The sequence below is a fragment of the Maritalea sp. genome (assembly GCF_051251695.1).
Taxonomy (GTDB): domain Bacteria; phylum Pseudomonadota; class Alphaproteobacteria; order Rhizobiales; family Devosiaceae; genus Maritalea.
On sequence record NZ_JBPOEU010000003.1, the window covers coordinates 1 to 23,220 of the forward strand.

Sequence of the window (23,220 nt, forward strand, 5' to 3'; positions counted from 1 at the left end):
ATCAACAGGCCGGATACATATGAGCGACTTCCGAGAACATGCAGAAATCACTTGCGAACAGCAGCCGGTACATACATGGTGGGCCGATGAGAATCACGAACTTCATCGGGCAACATCCCCAAAACTTTTCACTTCATTTCTTGCCATCCACTTCTGAACCTTTGCCTCAGCTCGCCAACATGCCCTCAATCTTTTCCTGAACGCTTAGGGCTTCTTGTATTGTCGCCAATTTGTTTTGTTCGCCGCGCATACACGCGCCAAGGGCGTCCAATTGAGCGTGAAGTCCGTCAATCCGTGCGTTTTCGCCCGGGTCGGCAATCAGCGTGAAGTCTTCGCCTTCGCTCACCCAAAGTTCGCTGAATTGTTGCACTTTGAAACTCTTTTTGCTTCCTTTTACAAACACCTCTTGCAGGTTGGGCTGTTGTCCGCCAACGGCTGCAAAAATATTGAGCGGCAAACCATCATGGTTCGACAATCGGGCTGCCATATGTGTTTCGCACAATTCATCATCAGGAAAATCAGGATGCGCCCAATTTAAATGGGTGGTGCCCATTAAACGTTCGGCGAAAAAAACGAAATGCGAAATGACTTCGCGGGTCATGCCACCCTCGGCCCGAAACCGCAGCCAATCAGCATCGACTTGCCAAGCGCGCGGCCATTGGGGGTAGGAAACGTGAATATCAATGCCTAAAAATTCACCCATTTCGCCAGATGTGAGCGCGGCCGTAATCGTTTCAAGCGGGGTATCTGTCGCTTGGGTGAAATTCACTGCGGCAGGAACTTGAGCTTGCTCGATATGATGCACCAAAGACCGGCTGGCAGGCAGGCTTATCCCAAGCGGTTTTTCCAAAAATAATGGTTTGCCGCAATCAGCACCCATCATCGCGTATAGTCGGCGCGGCTCTGGCGGACACGCCAGATAAACCACGTCGGCAGCCTCAATCGCTATTTCAGGACTTTCCGACACAATTGCGTTGGGCGCAATGGCACTCGCCTTAGCGACAGCCTGGGCATCTGGGTCCCAAATATGCCCAGCGAAAAACGTCTCATGGCTATCTAGCGCTGTCAGCATACGCCGACCCATGATCCCAAGACCGATCACTGAAACACAAATTTTGTCATGCATTGGGTGTCCCCTTCATTTTTGGCAAAGGCTAGCATCACCTAAGAGGCGCGTCGATATTTCATCTCGCGAAAACGCGCATCGCGCCCATCATAAATCATCAGACGTCCCACAAGCGGCTCACCAACATTGGTGATCATTTTAACCGCCTCCATGGCCTGCAAGCCGCCAATCACCCCGGTGATCGGCCCCAATATGCCAGCTTCTTCGCAGGAAGGAAGTTGTTCGGGCGTTGGGCGGGTTGGATAGAGATCAACAAAACGCGGATTGTTGTCTTCATAAGGTTTGAAAACGGTGAGCGTGCCGTCAAATAGCGAAACCGCACCGGCAATCAGCGGCTTTTGCGCTTGTTCGCACAATTTTGCGACGCTGGCTCGCGTATCAAAATTATCAGACCCATCAATCACCAAATCGAAGGGGGCGATAATCGCCGCCCCATTCTGATCGTCAAGCCGCTTATTGATTGCATCAAACTGAACATGTGGGTTTAATTCTTGGGCGAATCGTTTCGCAGACCCCACCTTTTCAATCCCCTCATCGCCTGTGCGATGCACAATTTGGCGTTGAAGGTTGGAAAGGGAAACCACATCATCGTCGACAACGCCAATTGTGCCAATACCGGCGGCCACCAAATAGGCGATCACCGGGCTGCCAAGACCACCCGCCCCGATGATCAAAACCTTTGCGGCCTTAAGCTTTTGCTGACCAGCGCCGCCAACGTTTTTTAAAACAATATGGCGCTGGTAACGCGTAATTTCCGCACGGGAAAGCGCCATGCTTAAAACGGCACCGCGATGAAACGCCGGTCTGGCCCTTCAAAGCCATGCGCCCAAACCGACATCACCAAGACGGCGTGATCAAAATTATAAGCATTAAAGGGAATAAACACCGCAGTTGGGCGATAGGTGATCGGGCAACCCCGTGATTTGGGGATGTTGCTATCGGCGTATATCTGGCTCACATCACCGTTCAGATCGGTAAAGTTCACACCAAAACCCATCGGCTCTTGCCCCATATAGTCGATGCAGGGTTCACTGGATGGCGCTTTAAAAATATCCAACGAGATCTTAAACATTGTCTCTTTTTGGCTCGGGCCCATAAAGCCGGGCACATCAAACTCAATTTCAGTTTCATTGGACTGTGCTTCGCCATCGGCTTGGTAAGCAATCAGGTCCGCTGGGCGTTCAATTGCATAGGCTGCTAAATCGTCTTGCGCCAAGCTGGCCGCTTGGGCCCGAACCGTTTGCAATGACACGCCGTCTTCATCAGACCTTGCCCGATAGGGCGACCCGGACACCCATTTGTCTTCTTCAAGGTCGATCAGGTAAATCGTTGAATAGGCAAAGCCCGACCCATCTTGAATGCCAAATTCTTCAAACGCGAAATAGCGTCCATCATCAGAATATCCAAGCGCATCCAGCAAGGCGCGGTCGCCTGCTTGTGCGGCGGAAAAGCCAAAACCTGCCAGAAGGAGAATGCCCAAAAACACGCGGGAGAAAACGTGAGTGCGAAGGCGAGAGAAAAGTCGAAAAACGGTCATGTTGAACACCATAGATTAGGGTATGTCGTTAAGTCGACACCCCGGTTGAACCAAAACCACCCGCCCCACGATCAGTCTTATCAAGCGAATTTGTCTCGATCATGGCAATCCGGGGCACCGGCGCAATTACCATTTGCGCGATGCGGTCACCTCGATTGATAACGAAATCCTGTTTGCCGTGATTAATCAAGATCACATGCACTTCACCTCGATAGTCAGCGTCAATCGTCCCCGGTGCATTCAAGGTGGTCACCGCGTGTTTTGCAGCGAGGCCAGAACGAGGGCGGATTTGTGCTTCATACCCATCGGGTAAGCCTAGGGCAAAACCAGTTGGCACGATGTCATGATCTCCAGGCGCAATGATCATCGGCTCATGTGCTGGCACCGCAGCACTCAAGTCTAATCCGGCAGCCCCGGCGGTGGCTTGAAACGGCGCGGGCAATCCCTTGCCATGTTCAAAAACGGTGAAGGGGACTTCAATAGCACTCATAAATCAATCCGGTTGCTTGAGGTAGGAAGTGATTTGGTTGGTCAGTTTCTGGCCGACTTCGGCCTTGCTCATTTGCGCCCATTCCTGATGACCCTGCCCATCAAAGAATATAATAGAATTATGATCCCCGCCAAATGTGCCACTGCCAGCGCTCACATCATTGGCCAGAAGCCAATCACAGCCCTTGCGCACAAGTTTTGCCTCAGCATGTTTAACCACATCGTTGGTTTCAGCCGCAAACCCGATCACGAGTTGTGGGCGTTGATCGGGCTCCAATTGGGCGACAGAGTGTAAAATGTCCGGGTTGAGCACCATTTCAAGGCTGGGCGCTGTGCCATCGCCATTTTTCTTGATCTTCTTGTCACCGACCGCTTTTGGTCGCCAATCCGAAACAGCAGCGCAAAAAATTGCCACGTCACACGGCAAAGCTTCATGCACCGCGTCATACATATCTTGGGCTGTTGTGATCTGGGTGACATTTACCCCGTCCGGCGGCGGCACATCTGCAGCCCCAGTGATAAATTCAACATCTGCGCCAGCTGCTCGTAAAGCGCTTGCAATGGCGGTGCCTTGTTTGCCAGATGAAGCATTAGTCAAAAATCGCACCGGATCAAGCGGCTCGCGTGTTGCGCCGGACGTCACCAAAACGCGCTTGCCCTTTAGGGGTAAGTTCTCGCCAAAGGTAAAAAAATAGTCCTTGATGGCAGCAAAAATCACGTCTGGTTCCGCCAATCGGCCAAGGCCAAACTCACCGCATGCCATTTCGCCTTTGTCTGGGCCGACAAAGCTCATGCCATCGTCAACCAGTGTTTGGAAGTTTCGTTGTGTTGGTGCCGCTTCCCACATCCGCACATTCATCGACGGGGCGACGATGACATGTTTGTCCCGCGCCAAAATCGCCGTTGAAGCCAGATCGTCAGCAAACCCATGGGCCATCTTCGCCATAAAGTCGCCGGTTGCTGGCACCACCACAATCAGATCCGCGTCGCGCACCAATTCAATGTGATTGATCTCCGCTTCGCGCCCCAAATCAAACAGCTCACTAAGCGCTGGATTGCCCGCAACGGTGCCTGCCGTTAGAGGCGTCACGAATTCAAGTGCCGATTTGGTGAGAATTGGTTGCACGTCGCCACCGGCTTTTTTGATCATCCGCATCAGGTCAATCGCCTTAAACGCAGCGATGCCCCCGGTGATAATCAATAATATTTTGCGGCCAGCCAACATGGCATACTCCATTTGGTTTGGAACCCGAGCAAATTCAGCTCAAGCTAAAATAGCGTCTTTATCGCTGCAACGCCAATACTAAGCATCAGCGCCACCGCCAACACACCAAACCATTGTTGCATGAAAAATGGGGTTTGGGCGCGCTGCTTTTCGGCTTCATCGAGCAATGTTTCATATCGCTCGATCAGGTCAGGCACTTTTTTCGCCGCGCCCCAAAGCGCCAAGCCGGTGTCCCGTGCTTCCTCCGCAATGCCAATCGGGCCTAGATTACGCTTCACCCATGTACTCACAATGGGTTCTGCAACTTCCCACATGTTCAATTCGGGGTCTAAAGAACGCGCCACGCCCTCAACAAGCACCATGTTTTTTTGCAGCATCACCAACTCAGTGCGGGTCTGCATATCAAACAGTTCCGTTGTATCTAAAAGCTGGGTTAAAACTTTAGCCATTGAAATTTCGCTGGCAGGTCGTCCCACCAATGGTTCACCAATCGCGCGCAGGGCTTGGGCAAAATCATCAACAGATTGGGTGCTCGGCACATAGCCGATGTCAAAATGGAGTTGGGCGATGCGATGATAGTTACGGGTGATAAAGCCATAAAGAATTTCAGCCAGGAACTTTTGCTCTTGCTTGCCAATGCGCCCCATAATGCCGAAATCAACCGCACGGACATTGCCGCTTTTTGGATCAACAAACAGATTGCCCGGATGCATATCCGCATGGAAAAACCCGTCGCGTATCGCGTGGCGCAAGAAATGCTGCATCAATTCCTTGGCGACCTTTTTGCGGTCAATCCCAGCTTTTTCAATTGCATCATGGTCGCGGATCGCAATGCCATCCATCCAACTGGTGGTCATCACTGTGCGACCAGTTTGCGACCAATGAACAGTGGGGATTTCAAATCCCTCATCATCCTTGATGTTTTCCGCCAGCTCTGAAATGGCCGCCGCTTCCATCCGCAAATTTAATTCCAAAAGCGCGGAACGTTCTAGCGTATCCACAATGCCCTTGGCCCGTAGCCGCTTGGCCTTAGGGCTAACCCGTTCAAAAAAGCCGGCAGCGGCTTTTAAGGATTCTAAATCCTTTTTGAACCGACGCTCAACGTCAGGCCGCAACAATTTAACCGCCACCAATTGCTTTTTGCCGTCATCTTTAATCAGTTGAGCCTGATGCACCTGCGCAATGGAGGCCGCTGCAATCGGTCCGGTCATTTCGGTGAGCATGGCCGCGCTGTCGCCCAGTGCCTCGTTCAGAATTGCAGGGACCAATTTTTGATCAAATGGCGGCATCTTGTCTTGTAAGTTGGCAAGGTCGCCAGATGCGGTTGCACCCACAATGTCCGGGCGGGTTGCGAGAACTTGGCCAAGTTTGACGTATGTTGGACCCAATTTTTGCAAGGCGGCGGAAAGCCGTTCGACCCGCCCCGTTTTGCGCACCGAACGGCGCTCGATCAAACGGGCAAACCAAATGGCGTTGGCCGCAGGGCCGGTAATGCCTTGTCCTTCAGTTAATGAGAGAGCACCTTCTCGCGCCAAAACATATCCAGCCCGCACCAAGCGGAGATAAGCAAAAAGCTTCATATTATCCGCCTATTTCAGTTTCCAACCAGAATGGATGCAGGCAATGTTGCCGGTCAGCGGATGGTGGGTCACCCGAGAAAACCCAGCGCCTTCAATCATCGAACAAAACTGAGGTGGTTTAGGGAATTTGCGGATGCTCTCCACCAAATATTGGTAAGGTTGCGCGTCCCCGGTCACGGCTTGACCAACCGGCGGGATCACATGGTCAGAAAATAAATCATAGACCTTATCAAGGCCAGGCACATCAACTTCGGAAAACTCAAGAACCATCAACCGTCCGCCGCGTTTTAAGACGCGATAGCCTTCGCGCAACGCCTTATCGATTTGCGGCACGTTGCGGATCCCGAAAGCGATGGTGTACGCATCAAATTGCGCGTCCTCAAAGGGCAGCTCTTCTGCATTGGCTTCAACAAATTCAACGCCATCTTGATAACGCCAGCCTTTTGCGCGTTCCGCGCCAACCCGTAACATATCCGAATTGATGTCAGAGACCGTGATCTGAGCGTAACCGTGCGAGGCATTTTTAATTCGCTGGGCAATGTCGCCAGTGCCGCCAGCCATATCGAGCACGGTATAGGGGCGGTTTCCAGTTTTAGGCGGCGCGAGTTTGGCGACAAACGCGTCTTTCCAGACGCGGTGCAAACCACCGCTCATCAGATCATTCATCAAGTCATAACGGTCCGCGACTTTATGAAATACATCATTGACCAGCCCCTGTTTTTCTTCCAACGGGACTTCGCGTTCACCAAAGTGGGTTGTTTGTTGCGCTTCGCTCATTTTTTTGGTCACTTATCTATGGACACTTCTTTATAGGCATTTGCAAATCATCAATGTTGGCGCACCTTATCCCAAGCGCTTATGCTTTTCCATGGCTGATGGTGCGACATTAATCACAGGTCTTTCAACCAAATATCCGTCTAAGGAAATTGAATTTTGCCCGAACTACCAGAAGTTGAAACGGTTAAAAACGGCCTTGCTCCCTTTATGGATGGCGCGCGGATATCAAAAGTCGTGCTCAATCGACCCAATTTACGGTTTCCATTTCCAGATCAGTTCAAATCTGAATTGGAGGGGCAAGTGATCGGGCAACTTCGACGACGGGCAAAATATCTCATCATACCGCTTGCATCTGGACAAAATATGCTTGCCCATCTGGGCATGAGCGGCAGTTTTAAAATAAACGCCGAATTGGTCGAAGGCGCGAATAGAAAATTTGTGCCCCTCGCAGCCCTAAAGCATGACCATGTGGTCTTTGAAATTGAACATCCGCAAAAAGGCCGCGTAGACATTATCTATAATGACCCGCGTCGCTTCGGCTATATGGACCTATTTGCTGAAGAAGAGAAAAGCCCTCACTTTGCCACAATGGGTCCAGAGCCCTTGGGCAATCAGTTTAGCGCTAAACATCTGGCTCAACGTTTTCAAAACAAGAAGACGCCGATAAAGTCCGCCTTGTTGGATCAAAAAAACGTCGCTGGGTTGGGCAATATCTATGTGTGCGAAGCGCTTTATATGGCACAGATCGATCCAAAGCGACCAGTCGGTGATCTCGTCGGCAAAAATGGTGACCCTAAAAAGCAGCTTGAAGTGTTGGCGGCCTCAATTGTGGATGTATTGAACCAAGCCATTCTTGCAGGCGGCTCAACATTGAAAGACTTTAAGCACGCAGATGGCGAATTGGGCTATTTTCAACATCGGTTTAAAACCTATGGCCGTGAAGGCGAATCTTGTCTGACCCCAGACTGCCCCGGAACGATTTCGCGGATGGTTCAATCTGGCCGTTCGACATTTTATTGTCCCAACTGCCAACATTAGCGAGGATCTAGACCCAAAAGACTCTTCCACAAGGGGTTTGCGGGTAATTTCCCACTCATTTCCTATTGACCAAAACTAAACTTCAACCTATAAACCGCCCAACGTAGTTTCTGGCGGCCTTAGGTGCCGCCGCTTTTATTTCATACAATGTCAACGGACATCAGTGTGAATAGGCATTAAAGAGGACCACATGGCCAATACTCCATCGGCAAAAAAAGCCGTTCGCAAAATTGAGCGCCGCACCGAAGTGAACAAAACACGTCGTTCGCGCATGCGCACATTTATTCGTAAAGTTGAAGAAGCGATTAGCGCCGGTAACGGTGATGAAGCAAAAACAGCTTTGCAGGCTGCACAGCCAGAGATCATGCGTGCTGCGCAAAAAGGCATCGTTCATAAGAACAATGCTTCGCGCAAAATCTCACGCCTTTCAAACCGGATTAAAGCGCTAAGCGCATAAGCTTTTTGGCTGGTTCGAATTGAAAATGTTTAAGGCCGTCCCTCGGGGCGGCTTTTTGCGTTCTATCTTTTGAATTTTGGTTCGGTATTCTGAAAATGGATGAACAAAATGTCGCGGCAAGTTTTATGATTCTCTGCTTTAACGAGCTGAATATTGAACCCCTTGAATCCATTCATAAATTTGTCATGCCATTAAAACAAGTTGTTAAATAAGTTATATATTTCAAATGGTTACATCGTCATGACCAAGGCTAAATTATCATGCGAATTTGGCCTATATGAGCTCATCCTTAACAAATAGTAAATTTTTTTTTACGGGTCATTTTTCACTTGAAAAATGATTCAGTCAACAAATCCAAGCTCTTAAGAATGCATAGATTCTCACCCAAGCGCCAACCCAAAACCCAGCATCAGAGTCAAGGGACTTTTTGCATGATTCCACTGTTGAAACCCACCGCACAATAGGTCTAAAATGCCCCTGTTGATAAGAGTACTGGCGACGATCACTGTAAAAGCAGGCGTCGCTTAAATAATCCGGGGGCAATGACAATGTGTGCGAAGTGGAACGAGCTTAATGATCAATATTTTGCAAGTTTTCGTTTTCGAGCATCTTCAAGTCATAGCTAGCCAGATTGATTAAAAGTTCGGCAGTTAAGTAAACAGGCGCATTCTGCGTCATTTTCAAAGTAATTAGCAATAGAGCAGACGTTGGATGTTTTCAGCGAATGCTAGGGGTTTGTCTGGTCGGTAAAGATCAGCTGATTAACGCGCGAAAAAGCGGTTGTGCGTTGATCATTTTAAAAGAGGCACAAATGGATCAAACAACAATGTTGGCGCGAGATAAAAATGATGACGCAAAACATCTAATTGCGACGGCAAAAACCGGGGGCGGTAATTGTATGACGGAAAAAGGGGTCGACCACACCAAGTTGTGGACACGCGTGAAGAAGCGCCTTTGGGCTGGCGTTGGTGAAGACATCTTCAATTCATGGTTTGCCCGACTGGAATTGGTGGAAATTGACGGCGAACTAGCGCACCTTTCGGTTCCAACCCGTTTTCTATGTTCTTGGATATTGTCAAATTACCAAGAACGAATTATCGAGGCGTTCCAAGGCGAGAAGCAGCAAATTCAAACTTTGCAAATCACCGTGCGCGTTAATGGTAAGGTCGAATGCAAATCGGCCGCTAAGCCCGAGGATGCCCCACAAGAGCAAAACACGCGGCCATCGGTTTCAGCAACCATTCGAACTGGTGCCAAACACAATGCGCGGGTAAAGCAGGGCGACGCCCTATCTGGCTCTGCGTTGGACCCTAAACTGACATTTGATACTTTTGTTGTCGGCTCTGCCAACGAAATGGCATTGGCCGCTGCAAAACAAGTTGCACAGGCTGTGGCGCAAAACACGGTGACCTTTAATCCCGTTTATCTTCATTCTTCTGTTGGGTTGGGCAAATCTCATTTGCTAAATGCCATTGCTTGGGCTGCCGGGGGGGCGGATAAATCGCGTAATGTGGTTTACCTCACTGCCGATCACTTCATGTACCATTTCATCTCAGCGGTGCAGCGTCAGTCCGCGATCAGCTTTAAAGAATGGTTGCGCGGCATCGACGTATTGTTGATCGACGATATGCAGTTTTTACAAGGCAAGTCTGTTACTGAGTTTGGTCAGGCATTGAGCGCTCTTTTAACTGGCGCAAAACAAGTCGTTGTTGCAGGCGATGCGCCCCCAAGTGGGCTTGATATGCTTGATGATCGCTTGCGGTCGCGCCTTTCAGGTGGCCTCGTTGTGCCGATCCGTTCATTGGACGAAGATTTGCGCCGCGCCATCGTGCAAAAACGTGCTGAACAAGCCATCGCGAAATATCCCGGCCTGCACATTCCCACCCAAGTGCTGGATTACGTGGCGCGTAAAGTCATTTCCCATGGTCGCGACCTTGATGGGTCGGTTAACCGCCTTGTTGCGGCAAACCAACTTACGGGCGAACCGGTAACGGTTGAATTGGCGGAGAAGGCGTTGCACGACTTAATGCGTGCCCGTGATAGCCGTCGCATCAAGATCGATGAAATTCAGATTATGGTCGCCAAACATTTCAAAGTGTCCAAACCTGATCTGTTGTCGTCACGTCGTTCACGCTCAGTGGTGCGTCCACGTCAAATCGCCATGTATTTATCCAAAATGCTGACATCGCGGTCATTGCCTGAAATCGGTCGTCGGTTCGGCAATCGCGACCATACAACGGTGTTGCATGCGGTGCGTAAGGTCGAGCAGCTTATGTCTGAAGACAATGGGTTTGCTCAAGAAGTTGAATTGCTTAAACGCATGATCGAAGACTAGACGTCTTTGTACAATTTGAAGATTAATTGGCCTCTTTGTTCATCAGCAAAGAGGCCTTTTACGTTTGAGGGCGCGCCTCAAATATCATGCCATATTGATAGACACGGGGTGCGAAGATCAAGAATTGCAACGTCGTTGCGGTTGAACTAATAAGTTGCTGGCGGTAAGTTGGGTAAAGCTTTGCCTTTTTCCTTGCCTTTTGGTCTGCAAAAGGCCATTTTCCTTGTCCCCACATGGGGGTGAAGACGTATAAGCTGCGCCAAAAGCGGCAAAAAGATACTGGGAGTAGACATCGATGAAAGTTACGCTTGAGAGAAATCACCTGTTGAAATCGCTCGGCCATGTGCATCGTGTTGTTGAGCGCCGCACAACCTACCCAATTCTTTCAAATGTTCTGCTTAATGCAAGCGATGGTGGCTTGGAACTGCGCGCCACAGATTTGGACATTGAAGTGACCGAATCGGTGCCTGCAATGGTGGGTACGCCGGGCACAACAACCGTGCCAGCCCATACGCTGTATGAGATCGTGCGCAAGCTTTCTGACGGCGCGGAAGTGAATATTGAAGTTGATGGCGCAGGCGAGCAAATGGCCATCACCTCAGGTCGTTCGAAGTTTAATTTGACGTGCCTAACTGCAGATGGGTTCCCGGATCTTAAATCGGGCGAGTTTTCGCACAAATTCAACATTAAATCGGGCGCGCTGCGCCAATTGATCGACTGCACGCAGTTCGCGATTTCCAGCGAAGAAACGCGCTATTATCTCAACGGCATCTTTTTCCACACGATGGATGATGGCGATGGGGTAATCATGCGCGCTGTAGCGACCGACGGGCACCGCTTGGCGCGTGCTCAAGTGGCTGCGCCGGAAGGGTCGCAAGGCATGCCTTCGATCATTGTGCCGCGCAAAACCGTTGCGGAAGTGCAAAAACTATTGTCTGGAGACGATCTGGATGTTGCCATCGAATTGTCTGAAACCAAAATTCGCATCGAGGTCAGTGGCGTTGTGCTGTTGTCCAAACTGATCGAAGGCACGTTCCCGGACTATGAGCGGGTTATTCCACAAAATAACGATAAGCGCCTAACGGTTGATACGGCAAGTTTCAAGCAAGCAGTTGATCGTGTATCGACCATTGCTTCAGACCGGGGCGGCAAGGCCGTTAAGTTGGCAATCGGCAATGGCCTGTTGGAAATGAGCGTTACAAACCCCGATCACGGCACCGCGCGCGAAGAATTGCCCATCGAATTTGAAGATGAGGGATTTGAAATCGGCTTCAACGCCCGTTACCTGTTGGATATTATCGATCAGGTGCGCTCAGAGACGGCCATCTTCATGCTTTCAGATGCAGGGTCGCCAACCATCGTTCAATCACAAAATGACGATGACGCGCTCTATGTTCTGATGCCGATGCGCGTTTAGCGCCAAAGGGGCAATTGTTCATGGCGGAACTGCGCCAAACTTCGGATAGTCGCCCCCCAGACCGGCAAGCACCAAGCCATTTTATCTCTCGGTTGCGGCTTTCAAATTTTCGCAACTACTCCAGTGCCGCTTTGGACCCAAATGAGTGCCATGTGGTGCTGACGGGGCCAAACGGGGCAGGCAAAACCAATTTACTTGAAGCTATATCCTTGCTTGCTCCCGGACGTGGTTTGCGGCGCGCCAATTTTGACACCCTTGCCTTGCACAATGGCAGCGGTAGCTGGGCGGTGGCGGCGAGTGTCGAAACGATTTATGGCACGGTAGATTTAGGGACGGGCCTTGAAGCTGAAAGCAATTCCGGTCGCCGGGTTAAGATAAATGGTGCCGCTGCAAAAACCGTAGATCAGCTCGGCGAGTATTTGCGCATTCTTTGGCTTACGCCGTCCCAAGATGGATTGTTTACAGGCCCAGCGGCGGATCGGCGGCGCTTTTTTGACCGGCTTGTATTGGCACTGATCCCCGGACATGGGGCACAGGTTGCCCAGTTCGAAAAGGCAATGCGCCAACGCAACAAGCTTTTGGACGAAAATGGCGATCCATCTTGGGCGACGGCCATCGAAACGCAGATGGCAGCCCATGCATCCGCCATGCATTTTGCGCGGCTGGATACAATCGCGCATTTGAACGAATTGTTGCGGCTTGAAGATGATACCGGCTTCCCCTCAGCCCACTTGGAAATTGAAAGCCAAGAGCATGTTGGCGCGTTTCAAACATCAACCGAGTTGGAAGAAGCCTATATTCAATTGTGGCGGCAACGACGGCAATTGGATCGCGCAGCTGGGCGCACAACGGTTGGCCCCCACCGCACCGATATTTTGATCACCAACACGGATAAGCAGGTGCCCGCGAGCATTTGTTCAACCGGCGAGCAAAAAGCACTTCTGGTGGGCCTCATCATGGCGCAGGCGCGTCTTGTGAAGCAAATGACAGGTCTTTCACCCCTATTGCTGTTGGACGAAATTGCCGCGCATTTGGACGCCAATCGCCGCGCGTCGCTCTTTTCGCTGCTCAATGCGCTGGGCACCCAGTGCTGGATGACAGGCACCGATCAAATTCTGTTCGACGCTTTAGCCGGTGACGCGCAGTTTTTTCGGGTCGATGAGGCGCTTTTAACCCCCATTCATCCCTGATCTTGGGTGCAATGGGTCTGTTTAGCTGTCCATTGCGTGAAATGAGCGCTCAGAGCTTTGGTTTCGGCCAAAAAAAGTCTAGAAATAACTAAGTTTAATTGAAAATGATTCGGTGCAAATGAGCGACGAAAAAGCAGTTCCAGCAAATGGCGATTATGGTGCGGATAGCATTAAGGTTCTTAAGGGTCTAGATGCGGTGCGCAAGCGACCTGGTATGTATATTGGCGATACGGACGACGGGTCCGGATTGCATCATATGGTGTATGAGGTTGTTGATAACGCGATTGATGAAGCGCTGGCCGGTCATGCAGATTATGTGACGGTCACCATCAATGCGGACGGCTCGGTCTCTGTGACCGACAATGGACGCGGCATCCCCACAGGCATTCATGAGGAAGAAGGCGTTTCCGCCGCCGAACTGATCATGACCCAGCTCCATGCTGGCGGTAAGTTCGATAGCAATTCCTATAAAGTCTCCGGCGGTCTGCACGGCGTGGGCGTTTCTGTTGTGAACGCGCTTTCGGTTTGGCTTGAATTGGAAATCAAGCGCGACGGTGAAATCCACAAAATGCGCTTTACCCATGGCGTGCCAGATGCGTCTTTGGCAAAAATTGGTGAATGCGGCACCGAAAAGGGCACTAAAGTGACCTTTATGCCTTCGACCGACACCTTCACCATGGTTGAGTTCGACTATGCAACGCTTGAGCATCGATTGCGCGAATTGGCGTTTTTGAACTCTGGTGTGCGCATTATCCTAACAGATAAGCGCCACCCTGAAGAAATCACCCAAGAGCTTCACTATGATGGTGGTCTGCAAGAATTCGTGCGCTATTTGGATAAAGCCAAGCAATCCATGATCGAAGCGCCGATTTATATCACAGCGGACAAGGACGACATCACGGTCGAACTGGCCCTGTGGTGGAACGATAGCTATCATGAAAATGTTCTGTGTTTTACCAACAACATTCCCCAACGCGATGGCGGCACCCATTTGGCGGGTCTGCGCGGCGGTCTAACACGCCAAGTGATTAGCTATGCGGAAAAGAGCGGCATTCTTAAAAGAGAAAAAGTGCAGCCAACCGGTGATGACACCCGCGAAGGCCTGACCTGCGTACTTTCTGTGAAAGTGCCGGACCCTAAATTCTCGTCTCAAACAAAAGACAAGCTTGTTTCGTCCGAAGTGCGCCCCGTTGTTGAATCGGTGGTCAATGAGCGGCTAAACCAATGGTTTGAAGAGCACCCCGCAGAAGCAAAACAAATTGTTTCAAAAGTGGCGGAAGCCGCGGCGGCACGCGAGGCAGCACGTAAAGCGCGTGAACTTACGCGTCGTAAATCGTCGCTAGATGTTTCTTATCTTGCAGGCAAACTCAAAGATTGTTCGGAAAAAGACCCCGCACTTTCAGAACTCTTCCTGGTGGAGGGTGACTCAGCGGGCGGCTCAGCGTCCCAAGGTCGTGATCGTGGTACACAAGCGGTTTTGCCCTTGCGTGGTAAAATCTTAAACGTGGAACGCGCTCGTTTCGACAAGATGCTTTCCAGCCAAGAAATTGGCAATCTGGTGATGGCGCTTGGCACTTCGATTGGTCGCGAAGAATTTAACATCGAAAAACTGCGTTACCACAAAATCATCATCATGACCGATGCGGACGTGGATGGCTCTCACATTCGCACATTGTTGCTGACCTTCTTTTATCGGCAAATGCCTGAATTGGTGGAACGCGGCCATATCTACATCGCCCAACCGCCACTGTATAAAGTGCGACGCGGCCAGTCAGAGCAATATTTGAAAGACGAACGGGCCCGCGAAGAATATTTGCTAACCGTTGGTTTAGAAGATTCTGTGTTGACCACCGGCGCTGGTGCAGCCCGGGGCGGCAATGATCTGGCTGATATCGTGGCCAAAGCTCGCGATATGGTTCATATCATCAATGCACTTAACGCGCGCTACAATCGTCAAATTGTCGAGCAATGCACCATCACTGGAGCATTAGCGCAATCCGTTTTGGAAGATCCCGCCAAAGCAAATGCGATGGCTCAAGAAGTGGCCGAACGTCTCAACTTGGTTTCAGCTGAAACCGAAAAAGGTTGGACCGGCGCGTTTGATGATCAAATTGGCTACAGCTTCGCCCGCATCGTGCGCGGCGTGGAAGAACGTCATACGCTAGATCAATCGCTGATTAATTCGCTTGATGCGCGGAACTTGGAAAGATTGGCGGCAGAGGTTGCTGATGTTTTTGTTGGCGTTGCTAAATTTGAGCGCAAAGGCAACGGCGAAGAAATTTACGGCCCGTTCTCGCTTTATGAAGCGATCACCAGCTTTGGGCGCAAAGGCATCACCATGCAGCGCTATAAAGGGTTGGGCGAAATGAACCCAGAACAGCTTTGGGAAACAACGCTTGATCCAAATGTGCGCTCGCTTTTGCAAGTGCATGTGAAAGAAAGCGACGTCGCCGACGAAACCTTTAGCCGCCTCATGGGCGACTTGGTTGAACCGCGCCGCGAGTTCATTCAAAACAACGCTCTAAGCGCCACCAATATCGACGCCTAATTTGACCTCACGCGCCGCATCATAATTTGCACGACGCGCTAAGTCCGCGCTGTGCAAATTATTGGCGCTCCTGTAGGGCGCGCGAAAAGTCGCGCGGCTCCACCCAACAAGTGGTTCAGTGCCGAGCACATTTTTGCGCTTAAACTAAGCCCAACGCCCTCCATGGTCCTCTCAACGTCATCCCCGCGAAGGCGGGGATCCAGGCATGAATATCAAAATATGAGGGCGTTTAAGGCTTGCCCCTGACTGAGTTTCTGCCTTCGCAGGTATGGCGGCCCTCATCCTTCATGCCGGAGCTCAACCCGAGTATCCATAGCGTCGGCTGTGCAAAAGCAAAGTCCTCAATCGCCAACAAATGTCTACGCCAACAGCGAAACGCCGGATCAAGTCCGGGGAAGCCTCGAGGGATGGTTGTCGTGCCACGTGGCAATCTTCTGACAACCTGATGGTATTCGCGGACGCGCGGCCTGAGCAGGGACCTTGTTAGGCCGCCTCGGTGTTCGCCCATTCTCATGGTTAGCCGGTCGATCCATGAACACGGTGCATGAACTTTCATCCTTCGACAAGCTCAGGACGAGGGGCAGTGTTGACGTTCGCGCAAAAAAATCTCCCTCCCCCTTGTGGGGAGGGATTAAGGGTGGGGGGTAATAGAGAAAAGGGCCCTCATCTGAACCGGCTCCCCCACCTTTGATGATAGGTTGCCCCTCTCAACGTCATCCCCGCGAAGGCGGGGATCCAGGCATGAATATCAAAATATGAGGGCGTTTAAGGCTCACCCCTGACTGAGTTTCTGCCTTCGCAGGTATGGCGGCCCTCATCCTTCATACTGGGGCTTGATCCGAGTATCCATAGCGTCAGCCGTGTAAAAGCAAAGTTCCCGATCGCCAACGAATGTTTACGCCAACAGCGAGACCCCGGATGAAGTCCGGGGAAGCCCCCAGAACTTGTTGATGCGATGTTTAAAACCTGCTGGCCGTCCCGGCCCCCGAGCCGGGACCGGCTCCCCCACCTTTGAAGATCGCTCGACCTAAAGCCTCCGCACCATCAAAACCGTGGTGAAACCGCTATGCCATTCTTCATCAGGATAAGTGTCGACCTCCTCAAAGCCGTGCTTTGCATAAAAGCCGCGCGCTTGGGCGTTAAACGTATCAGTTTCCAAACGAACTTCATCATAAGCCTTTGAAATTTCGCCAATCGCGTGGGCCAATAACATGCTTCCAGCCCCCGTACCTTGATGCGCGTGCGAAATGTGCAAGGCATCCAAGAAATTGTCACGCCAATGGGCCATCCCAACAACTTGCTCGTTGAGTTCAGCAACATAAAAATCCATCCAATGACGGTCGCCATATCCCCGTAAGCGTTGATCAATATCCCTAGCGTGTTCTCTGCCCATATCCGATAAAGCCGGAAGCCATGTGTGGGTAAATGTGGACTTCAACACATCCAATATTGGGCCACTATCCGCTTTAGTTGCAGGTCGAATTTGAACGTTCATCGGAGGCGTCCTTCATTGGCAGCACCATGTTAGTCCCCAATATATGGACAACCGAAATGCAATCAACATTCAATCACGAGATACTTATCCTCCCCCAAAATATCTCCCGTATGCTGAACACGCTTTCACATTCCACCGGTTGCCGACGGGCAATGGAGCATTGGCCTTCAATGTCGTGAAAGTTTGGCCTGCTGAGGTGGTCGCACTGCAGCAGTTGATATTGATTAAAGGTCCAGCCTGACGCCGAGGGCACCTGTAAGTCGCTTAATGGGAGGCTGTTTCTCATTATCATCAAATGGTTAGCTAACGCGAGCCAAACAGTTTTGATGGAGTGCATGCAAAGGGGATAGAAGGGTTTAGCTCCCCGGGGCAAGAAAACAATATGGCTTCGGCCAATAGCGCGGGGTAGTTTTTGGCTCCCCCCAAACAATTCTTCAGCGCACTGAGCAAAAATCTATCTCGCGCTCCGCAAAATTGACCAAAAGGCGAGTGGCCAAGGCCGCTGGCCCCAAATTGTTGTGGAAATTTACGTCACATAAACCGGCCACATTTAAGGTGGATATAGAGCCCTCCCAATTAGATGAGCGATGACTTTGGCAAAGCGACCCAACAATAAAAATTCGGATATGCGCTTAACCCAGCAAGATCGTGTTGGTGGTGGCAAAAAAAAGCCGCGCAGAGCGACCAAAGGTTCAACCGCCAACAAGTCCAGAACTGCCAAACCAGCAAACGCGTCACGCAAAAAATCGACGCGTAAGAAACAGCAAAAACGTGGGTTTTGGTGGTTGTTCGGCAAGCTGTTTTATTGGGGCAGCGTTATGGCCGTTTGGGGCTTTATCGCAGTTGCCGGAATTGTCGCCTATTACGGCATGAAACTCCCCGCCGCTGATACATGGGCAATCCCTGACCGACCAGCAAATATCCGCATTGTCGCCGCAGACGGTCGTTTGATCTCGAACCGGGGTAAAATGGGCGGTGAAGCGGTCGCCATCCACGAACTGCCCCATTATGTGCCGAACGCCGTTTTGGCCATTGAGGATCGTCGTTTTTATGACCATCCCGGCTTTGACCCTATCGGTATTTTGGGCGCAATGCGCATCAATGTTAGCGCTGGGCGTATGCCGCTTTCAGGTAATGGCGGGTCGACCATCACCCAACAGGTGGCGAAGAACCTATTTCTAACGCCAGACCAGAATTATGGCCGTAAAATCCAAGAAGTGTTGCTCGCCATTTGGCTTGAAAATACCTATTCCAAAGCCGAGATCTTAGAGCTTTATCTCAACCGTATGTATTTTGGTGCAGCAAGCTACGGCATTGAAGCCGCCACACAGCGATATTTCGGCAAATCTGCGCGCAATCTTTCCTTAGGGGAAGCCGCCATTTTGGCCGGTGTGCTTAAAGCCCCATCCCGACTTGCCCCAAACAAAAACCCAGATGGTGCCGCCGCTCGCGCCCGACTTGTGCTTAATGCGATGGCCCAAGCAGGTTATATTTCAGAAAAAGAAGCCAAAGCCGCCGCCATCGATCCAAACCGACGCATTCGCACCCGCATTACCGGCACAGAATATTATGTGGCGGATTGGGTGGAAACGTTGATGGATTCGTATCTTGGCACGGTGAACGAGGATGTGATCGTTCACACCACCATTGATTGGGAACTGCAAAAAGAAGCAGAATTTCTGATCAAAGAAATCATTCGCAAAAACGGCAAAGAGCGTAAATTTTCTCAAGGGGCACTGGTCGCCATGCGCCCGGACGGTGCTGTTCAATCCGTTGTCGGTGGCACAGATTACACCAAAAGCCAATATAACCGGGCGGTTACAGCAAAACGCCAACCCGGGTCTGCGTTCAAGCCGTTCGTTTATCTCACCGCGATTGAAAACGGGTATACCCCCAACACCATCGTTGAAGATACGCCCTTCACCTATAAGGGCTGGAGCCCAGAAAACTCGTCTGGCAAATTCAAAGGCCGGATGCAGTTGCGCGATGCTTTGGCGCAATCCTCCAACTTGGTGGCTGCAAAACTGGCGATAGAATTGGGCCCGCAAAATGTCGTCAATACCGCCTATAAGCTGGGCATTTCGTCTAACCTTCAGCCATTGCCTTCTATCGCTTTGGGAACACCGGAAATTTCACTGTTAGAGCTAACAGCCGCCTATGCGCCATTTTCCAACGGGGGAAATGGCGTGATTGCCCATGTGATTTCACGGATTGAAACGGCAGATGGAAAATTGCTTTATTCTCATATTCCGGCTGGCCCTGGCGCTGTTATGTCCCAAGATGCGGTCGGCAAAATGAACGATATGCTGTCCCATGCCATCGAAGTTGGCACCGGCCGCAAAGCCGCCTTCGGCAGTTGGCCATTGGCAGGCAAAACCGGCACCTCGCAGAAAAACCGCGATGCGGTGTTTGTCGGCTATTCGGCCCGATTGGTCACCGGCGTATGGTTAGGCAATGATGATGGCAGCCCGACAAACAAAGTAGGCGGCAGCTCGTTCCCGGTGGAAATTTGGCGCGAATTCATGAAAAAAGCCCATTCCAATTGGGCCGTCGCCCAATTGCCAGGTGCAGATGGCCGGTTTGACCGCGTGCCATTGGAGCCCGTTCGTCAACAAGCTGAAAACCAACAGGCACCAGAACGCCGATCGATTGGCGATTTACTCACCGACCTGTTCAACCGCTAAAAGCGCGACAAATTGTTGATCTGTCCTAGCTATTTTGCAAGAACGCTCGCAAATCCGCCACGGTACGTTCCGGCGCTTCTTCCATCGGCACATGGCCCAAATCAGGATAAGTCATCAGTTTAGCCCCCTTAATATCACGGGCAAACAGAGCGCCATATTTGGGTAAAATCCAGTTGTCTTTCTCGCCCCACATGATCAAAGTGGGTACGCGTAGTTTCTTGAGTAACGGCAGCAAAACGTCGTTGGAGGGTTGGGAAAACCGCACATAAGTAGCGTACCGATTGCCCTCGCGCACCAGCATATCTTGATATTGTGTCACCGTCGCATCTTCAACTTGGTCGGGGTCGCCATATAGGTCACGCAGATTGGCATCCACCACAATGCGTGGGGTTATTTTGCTTAAAATATGGCCAACGCCCCAGGTGCCAAAAGCCTGAAAAATAAGGGGTTTGGGTTCATCGGCGGGGTATCCGCGACTATCAACTAAAACCAGCCTTTCAGCACGTTGATTGTCCAACAGCGCCAAATTCCATGCCACTGCACCGCCCATGGAATTGCCCGCAATTGTGTAGGTTTCAACTTGCAGGTGGTCGAGCAGGCGCGCGACGAGGATGGCCATTTCGGGCCAATCATACCGCATCTTTTCGTCCGGGCCAGTTAGGCCATGGCCGGGCAAATCAATGGCAATAACGCGATGATCAGTTTGCAAAGCTTGCGCCCACCCATCCCATGTTTGCAAGGAAGCGTTAGAGCCGTGCAACAAAACGATAGTCGGCCCATCGCCGCGCACTTGATAATGCATGCGCAAACCATCGATCTCAGCAAATTGGGAATGTTCATTTACATATTTGGCTTCAAGTTCAGCCGCTGCCAAATCGGGGGTGTAACTCCAAACAGTTGCTGAGATTAAGACGCCCACCAGTGCCGCGATAACCAGTGTCTTCATGCCCATTTTCATCATAAAATCCTCTTGTCACCCTGGCCAAAAAATTGGCCCGTCAATAACAAGACGAATGAAAAAGGAAAATTGTGACGCCGCAGGCCCCGATTATTGGCCGGAGGATGAGATAGATACCCTGGCCTTAGTCACCAAATGAAAGGAATGAGCCGTTTGGTTCGCGCTTCATAATCCTTAAAAGGCTGACCGTAACGCTGACGCAAATATTCATCCAATTTGGGTACGTTGAAAAATACAAACATCGCCAACAGCAATAGCGGTAAAGCAAAACCCAAAACGTGCATCGCAATTAAGGCATAGGCCAAAACCCAAACAACATCCCCGAAAAAGTTGATGTGCATCGATAGACCAAACAGCCCGCCAGTGTACAATTTACCCTTGTTACTTGGGTCCAGCTTGAATATATGCCGTTGCAGTTCCGCCCCGGTATTAAGATAGCAACCAAGGATAAATAGCGCGATAGCAACCCAGTCTAACCACCCCATAGGTGCCGCGTTAGGCAGCACGAGAATGGCAAATCCGGCATAGTAAAAAGCGAACGCGAACGGCACGCTGAACACTTCCGACCAGGGAATTGCGCGCTTCATAAAGACAAACATCATAACGGCCATGCGCACCAAGATGACGATGCTGAAGAAAAATATCACCCATCGTCGCTGTGGGATGATGTCTAGAACTGGCCATCCTAAAATGTTGGCGATCCAAGTGCCACCATCGCCAAATAAAATGAAAAACGAGAGGGCGATTAGTGCCAATTCGATCAGCGTGATGATCAGTTTTGGCAAGGTTGCAGCGCTCTTATTTGCATAAAGATCGAGCATTTAGTCCTCGCGTGGGTCAAGTGATGTAAAATCGGGGGATCGGTCAAAAATGGTGGAGAGATAAATCTCTCCCTCCAATTGCCGCAAAAATGATTGCGCTTCAGATGTTGTTGGCGCTTTTTCACTCAGCGCACTTATCAGCGCCTCATAATGGGATTGGATGGCACGTTGAAATTTTGGGGATCGTCCAAGGCTGTCAAAAAACAGAGCGAAATAGCGCGCTTTGTCCACGTCATATTGCGCACCGATCTGCGCAAACATTGAAGAAAGCATATCAATCAGCACGGTTTTTTGCGTGTCAAAGGACAGATCGCCAAAAACACTTTGGTCGAATTCAGAAAATTCACGTAAGAAATAGTGATCCAGCACAGCATCATAAAGCCCGTCCTTGGAGCCAAAATGATGATAAAGCCCACCGCGAGAAACGCCGGAAACATTTAAAATTTCCTCTAACCCCGTGCCATCAACACCGCGCTGCAAAAACAACTGGAATGCAGCAAATAGCAGTCTCTGTTTTACGCTTAGTTTATCCAGTGCATCGATGGGCATTTTTACTTTTCCTTCAAACAAATGGCAACCAACCACCCCACCGCCCGACGACCATTAAAGACGTCAGATTAGAAATCGGACCGATCGGTCGGTATATACATTAGCTAAATGCTGACCAAGAAGGAGTCAAGACGGTATTTGCAAGTTAAGACAGCTAGAGGAAGCTCAAAATAGAACAACGCAAGATGGTTAAGGCCTCCGCTATTTCGATCCAACCGAGATCACTGATAGGCGAATAACGTTCGTCCATGAACCTTCAGCCAAACACGGCCACGTTCCATATCAGGCAATGTGCGGGTGACTTGATCCCAAAAGGCTTGGCTATGGTTCATTTCAATCAGGTGCGCCACTTCGTGCGCAGCGACGTAATCTAAAACGAAACTTGGTGCGAGGATCAACCGCCAATTGTAGTTGAGGTTGCCCTGCGAAGAACAAGAGCCCCAGCGGGTGGATTGATCTCGCATGGAAATCGACTTGAATTGAACGCCGAGTTGGCGCGCGTGGAAGGTTGAGCGATCAACCAAATCTGACTTCGCCTCGCCTTTAAGCCAATTTACTGCCCGTCTGCCAATATGAACGGGATCGCCAGGCATATGCAGAATTTGCAACGCCTCAGCCACTTCAATTCTCGGCGTGCCGCGCAATTTGCCGGTATCTTGAATTAACGTGTCTTTTCCCCGCAAAGGAATGATCGCACCAACCTCAATTGCTTTGGCGGCGACGATATGATGTTGACGGGCGGCCAGCCAATTGCGCTGACTTTCAAGAAACTTCTCCGCGTCCCTCCAGTTTCCAGACTTGGGGACGGTAAGGGTAATGCCGTGCCGACTATCAAGGGTAATCCGATATCGCCGGGCACGCGGATTTTGCCGTACAAAAATGTCATGCACCACGCCATCAACTTCGATGCTTGTTTGCTCAGGAATGGGCTTGAAAATCTGACGTAGGATCATGGGATGACTTTGCGAAAAACACAGGAAAAAAACAACAAAAA

19 protein-coding genes are annotated in these 23,220 nt (G+C 50.7%); 7 read left to right on the forward strand and 12 right to left on the reverse strand.

Features of this window, described 5'->3' with window-relative positions:
* Positions 1-166 precede the first annotated feature (166 nt).
* The 7 genes from ACSHWX_RS01930 to ubiE are packed head-to-tail and all read right to left on the reverse strand — an operon-like array spanning position 167 to position 6,734.
* Positions 167-1,126: a Gfo/Idh/MocA family protein gene (locus ACSHWX_RS01930; protein WP_435666493.1), complete on the reverse strand. Its 960-nt coding sequence runs from the start codon at positions 1,124-1,126 to the stop codon at positions 167-169.
* Between the two features lie 38 nt (positions 1,127-1,164).
* Positions 1,165-1,899 carry a molybdopterin-synthase adenylyltransferase MoeB gene (moeB, locus tag ACSHWX_RS01935; RefSeq protein ID WP_435666494.1) on the reverse strand — a complete coding sequence of 245 codons (735 nt, stop codon included), beginning with the start codon at positions 1,897-1,899 and terminating at the stop codon, positions 1,165-1,167.
* A 2-nt stretch (positions 1,900-1,901) separates the two neighbouring features.
* Positions 1,902-2,663, reverse strand: coding sequence for a DUF2259 domain-containing protein (locus ACSHWX_RS01940; RefSeq protein WP_435666495.1), 762 nt, complete (start codon positions 2,661-2,663; stop codon positions 1,902-1,904).
* Positions 2,664-2,691: 28 nt separating this feature from the next.
* Positions 2,692-3,153 (reverse strand): dUTP diphosphatase, encoded by a 462-nt coding sequence (gene dut / locus ACSHWX_RS01945; RefSeq protein ID WP_435666496.1) that lies wholly within the window; start codon positions 3,151-3,153, stop codon positions 2,692-2,694.
* Positions 3,154-3,156: 3 nt separating this feature from the next.
* Positions 3,157-4,377 (reverse strand): bifunctional phosphopantothenoylcysteine decarboxylase/phosphopantothenate--cysteine ligase CoaBC, encoded by a 1,221-nt coding sequence (gene coaBC, locus ACSHWX_RS01950; protein WP_435666497.1) that lies wholly within the window; start codon positions 4,375-4,377, stop codon positions 3,157-3,159.
* A gap of 44 nt (positions 4,378-4,421) precedes the next feature.
* Positions 4,422-5,957 carry a 2-polyprenylphenol 6-hydroxylase gene (ubiB, locus tag ACSHWX_RS01955; protein ID WP_435666498.1) on the reverse strand — a complete coding sequence of 512 codons (1,536 nt, stop codon included), beginning with the start codon at positions 5,955-5,957 and terminating at the stop codon, positions 4,422-4,424.
* A gap of 9 nt (positions 5,958-5,966) precedes the next feature.
* Positions 5,967-6,734, reverse strand: coding sequence for a bifunctional demethylmenaquinone methyltransferase/2-methoxy-6-polyprenyl-1,4-benzoquinol methylase UbiE (gene ubiE / locus ACSHWX_RS01960; RefSeq protein WP_435666499.1), 768 nt, complete (start codon positions 6,732-6,734; stop codon positions 5,967-5,969).
* Between the two features lie 156 nt (positions 6,735-6,890).
* On the opposite strand from ubiE, the gene mutM reads away from it, so the two are divergent.
* The 6 genes from mutM (at position 6,891) to gyrB (ending at position 15,719) form a co-directional block, all read left to right on the forward strand.
* Positions 6,891-7,772: a bifunctional DNA-formamidopyrimidine glycosylase/DNA-(apurinic or apyrimidinic site) lyase gene (mutM, locus tag ACSHWX_RS01965; protein ID WP_435666500.1), complete on the forward strand. Its 882-nt coding sequence runs from the start codon at positions 6,891-6,893 to the stop codon at positions 7,770-7,772.
* Positions 7,773-7,962: 190 nt separating this feature from the next.
* Positions 7,963-8,229: a 30S ribosomal protein S20 gene (rpsT, locus tag ACSHWX_RS01970; RefSeq protein WP_435666501.1), complete on the forward strand. Its 267-nt coding sequence runs from the start codon at positions 7,963-7,965 to the stop codon at positions 8,227-8,229.
* An 898-nt stretch (positions 8,230-9,127) separates the two neighbouring features.
* A complete protein-coding gene (gene dnaA / locus ACSHWX_RS01975) occupies positions 9,128-10,564 on the forward strand; it encodes a chromosomal replication initiator protein DnaA (RefSeq protein WP_435666634.1) in 1,437 nt (478 codons plus the stop codon).
* A 295-nt stretch (positions 10,565-10,859) separates the two neighbouring features.
* On the forward strand, positions 10,860-11,981 hold the full coding sequence (gene dnaN / locus ACSHWX_RS01980; protein ID WP_435666502.1) for a DNA polymerase III subunit beta: 1,122 nt from the start codon (positions 10,860-10,862) through the stop codon (positions 11,979-11,981).
* A 20-nt stretch (positions 11,982-12,001) separates the two neighbouring features.
* A complete protein-coding gene (gene recF / locus ACSHWX_RS01985) occupies positions 12,002-13,171 on the forward strand; it encodes a DNA replication/repair protein RecF (protein WP_435666503.1) in 1,170 nt (389 codons plus the stop codon).
* Positions 13,172-13,289: 118 nt separating this feature from the next.
* The gene (gyrB, locus tag ACSHWX_RS01990) at positions 13,290-15,719 is read left to right on the forward strand and encodes a DNA topoisomerase (ATP-hydrolyzing) subunit B (RefSeq protein WP_435666504.1); all 2,430 of its coding nucleotides are present in this window, start codon (positions 13,290-13,292) and stop codon (positions 15,717-15,719) included.
* Between the two features lie 1,027 nt (positions 15,720-16,746).
* Here gyrB and ACSHWX_RS01995 read toward each other — a convergent pair.
* Positions 16,747-17,214, reverse strand: coding sequence for an N-acetyltransferase family protein (locus ACSHWX_RS01995; protein WP_435666505.1), 468 nt, complete (start codon positions 17,212-17,214; stop codon positions 16,747-16,749).
* A gap of 587 nt (positions 17,215-17,801) precedes the next feature.
* Between ACSHWX_RS01995 and ACSHWX_RS02000 the strand changes: the two genes are divergently transcribed.
* The gene (locus tag ACSHWX_RS02000) at positions 17,802-19,898 is read left to right on the forward strand and encodes a transglycosylase domain-containing protein (protein ID WP_435666506.1); all 2,097 of its coding nucleotides are present in this window, start codon (positions 17,802-17,804) and stop codon (positions 19,896-19,898) included.
* A gap of 25 nt (positions 19,899-19,923) precedes the next feature.
* Here the strand turns inward: ACSHWX_RS02000 and ACSHWX_RS02005 are convergent, their stop codons facing one another.
* The 4 genes from ACSHWX_RS02005 to ACSHWX_RS02020 all read right to left on the reverse strand — a co-directional run bounded on the left by ACSHWX_RS02005 (position 19,924) and on the right by ACSHWX_RS02020 (position 23,179).
* Entirely contained in the window at positions 19,924-20,844 is a 921-nt protein-coding gene (locus tag ACSHWX_RS02005) for an alpha/beta fold hydrolase (protein WP_435666507.1), read from the reverse strand.
* Positions 20,845-20,984: 140 nt separating this feature from the next.
* Entirely contained in the window at positions 20,985-21,677 is a 693-nt protein-coding gene (locus tag ACSHWX_RS02010; protein WP_435666508.1) for a DUF1295 domain-containing protein, read from the reverse strand.
* Complete coding sequence (locus ACSHWX_RS02015) at positions 21,678-22,226, reverse strand: TetR/AcrR family transcriptional regulator (protein ID WP_435666509.1); 549 nt, start codon at positions 22,224-22,226, stop codon at positions 21,678-21,680.
* Positions 22,227-22,447: 221 nt separating this feature from the next.
* Positions 22,448-23,179 carry a M48 family metallopeptidase gene (locus ACSHWX_RS02020; RefSeq protein WP_435666510.1) on the reverse strand — a complete coding sequence of 244 codons (732 nt, stop codon included), beginning with the start codon at positions 23,177-23,179 and terminating at the stop codon, positions 22,448-22,450.
* Positions 23,180-23,220: the final 41 nt, after the last annotated feature.

Excerpts from the sequence above, each read along its gene's own strand:
- ACSHWX_RS01930 (WP_435666493.1), bottom strand. The coding sequence starts at position 1,126 with ATGCATGACAAAATTTGTGTTTCAGTGATCGGTCTTGGGATCATGGGT.
- moeB (WP_435666494.1), bottom strand. The coding sequence starts at position 1,899 with ATGGCGCTTTCCCGTGCGGAAATTACGCGTTACCAGCGCCATATTGTT.
- ACSHWX_RS01940 (WP_435666495.1), bottom strand. The coding sequence starts at position 2,663 with ATGACCGTTTTTCGACTTTTCTCTCGCCTTCGCACTCACGTTTTCTCC.
- dut (WP_435666496.1), bottom strand. The coding sequence starts at position 3,153 with ATGAGTGCTATTGAAGTCCCCTTCACCGTTTTTGAACATGGCAAGGGA.
- coaBC (WP_435666497.1), bottom strand. The coding sequence starts at position 4,377 with ATGTTGGCTGGCCGCAAAATATTATTGATTATCACCGGGGGCATCGCT.
- ubiB (WP_435666498.1), bottom strand. The coding sequence starts at position 5,957 with ATGAAGCTTTTTGCTTATCTCCGCTTGGTGCGGGCTGGATATGTTTTG.
- ubiE (WP_435666499.1), bottom strand. The coding sequence starts at position 6,734 with ATGAGCGAAGCGCAACAAACAACCCACTTTGGTGAACGCGAAGTCCCG.
- rpsT (WP_435666501.1), top strand. The coding sequence starts at position 7,963 with ATGGCCAATACTCCATCGGCAAAAAAAGCCGTTCGCAAAATTGAGCGC.
- dnaA (WP_435666634.1), top strand. The coding sequence starts at position 9,128 with ATGACGGAAAAAGGGGTCGACCACACCAAGTTGTGGACACGCGTGAAG.
- dnaN (WP_435666502.1), top strand. The coding sequence starts at position 10,860 with ATGAAAGTTACGCTTGAGAGAAATCACCTGTTGAAATCGCTCGGCCAT.
- recF (WP_435666503.1), top strand. The coding sequence starts at position 12,002 with ATGGCGGAACTGCGCCAAACTTCGGATAGTCGCCCCCCAGACCGGCAA.
- gyrB (WP_435666504.1), top strand. The coding sequence starts at position 13,290 with ATGAGCGACGAAAAAGCAGTTCCAGCAAATGGCGATTATGGTGCGGAT.
- ACSHWX_RS01995 (WP_435666505.1), bottom strand. The coding sequence starts at position 17,214 with ATGAACGTTCAAATTCGACCTGCAACTAAAGCGGATAGTGGCCCAATA.
- ACSHWX_RS02000 (WP_435666506.1), top strand. The coding sequence starts at position 17,802 with ATGACTTTGGCAAAGCGACCCAACAATAAAAATTCGGATATGCGCTTA.
- ACSHWX_RS02005 (WP_435666507.1), bottom strand. The coding sequence starts at position 20,844 with ATGAAGACACTGGTTATCGCGGCACTGGTGGGCGTCTTAATCTCAGCA.
- ACSHWX_RS02010 (WP_435666508.1), bottom strand. The coding sequence starts at position 21,677 with ATGCTCGATCTTTATGCAAATAAGAGCGCTGCAACCTTGCCAAAACTG.
- ACSHWX_RS02015 (WP_435666509.1), bottom strand. The coding sequence starts at position 22,226 with ATGCCCATCGATGCACTGGATAAACTAAGCGTAAAACAGAGACTGCTA.
- ACSHWX_RS02020 (WP_435666510.1), bottom strand. The coding sequence starts at position 23,179 with ATGATCCTACGTCAGATTTTCAAGCCCATTCCTGAGCAAACAAGCATC.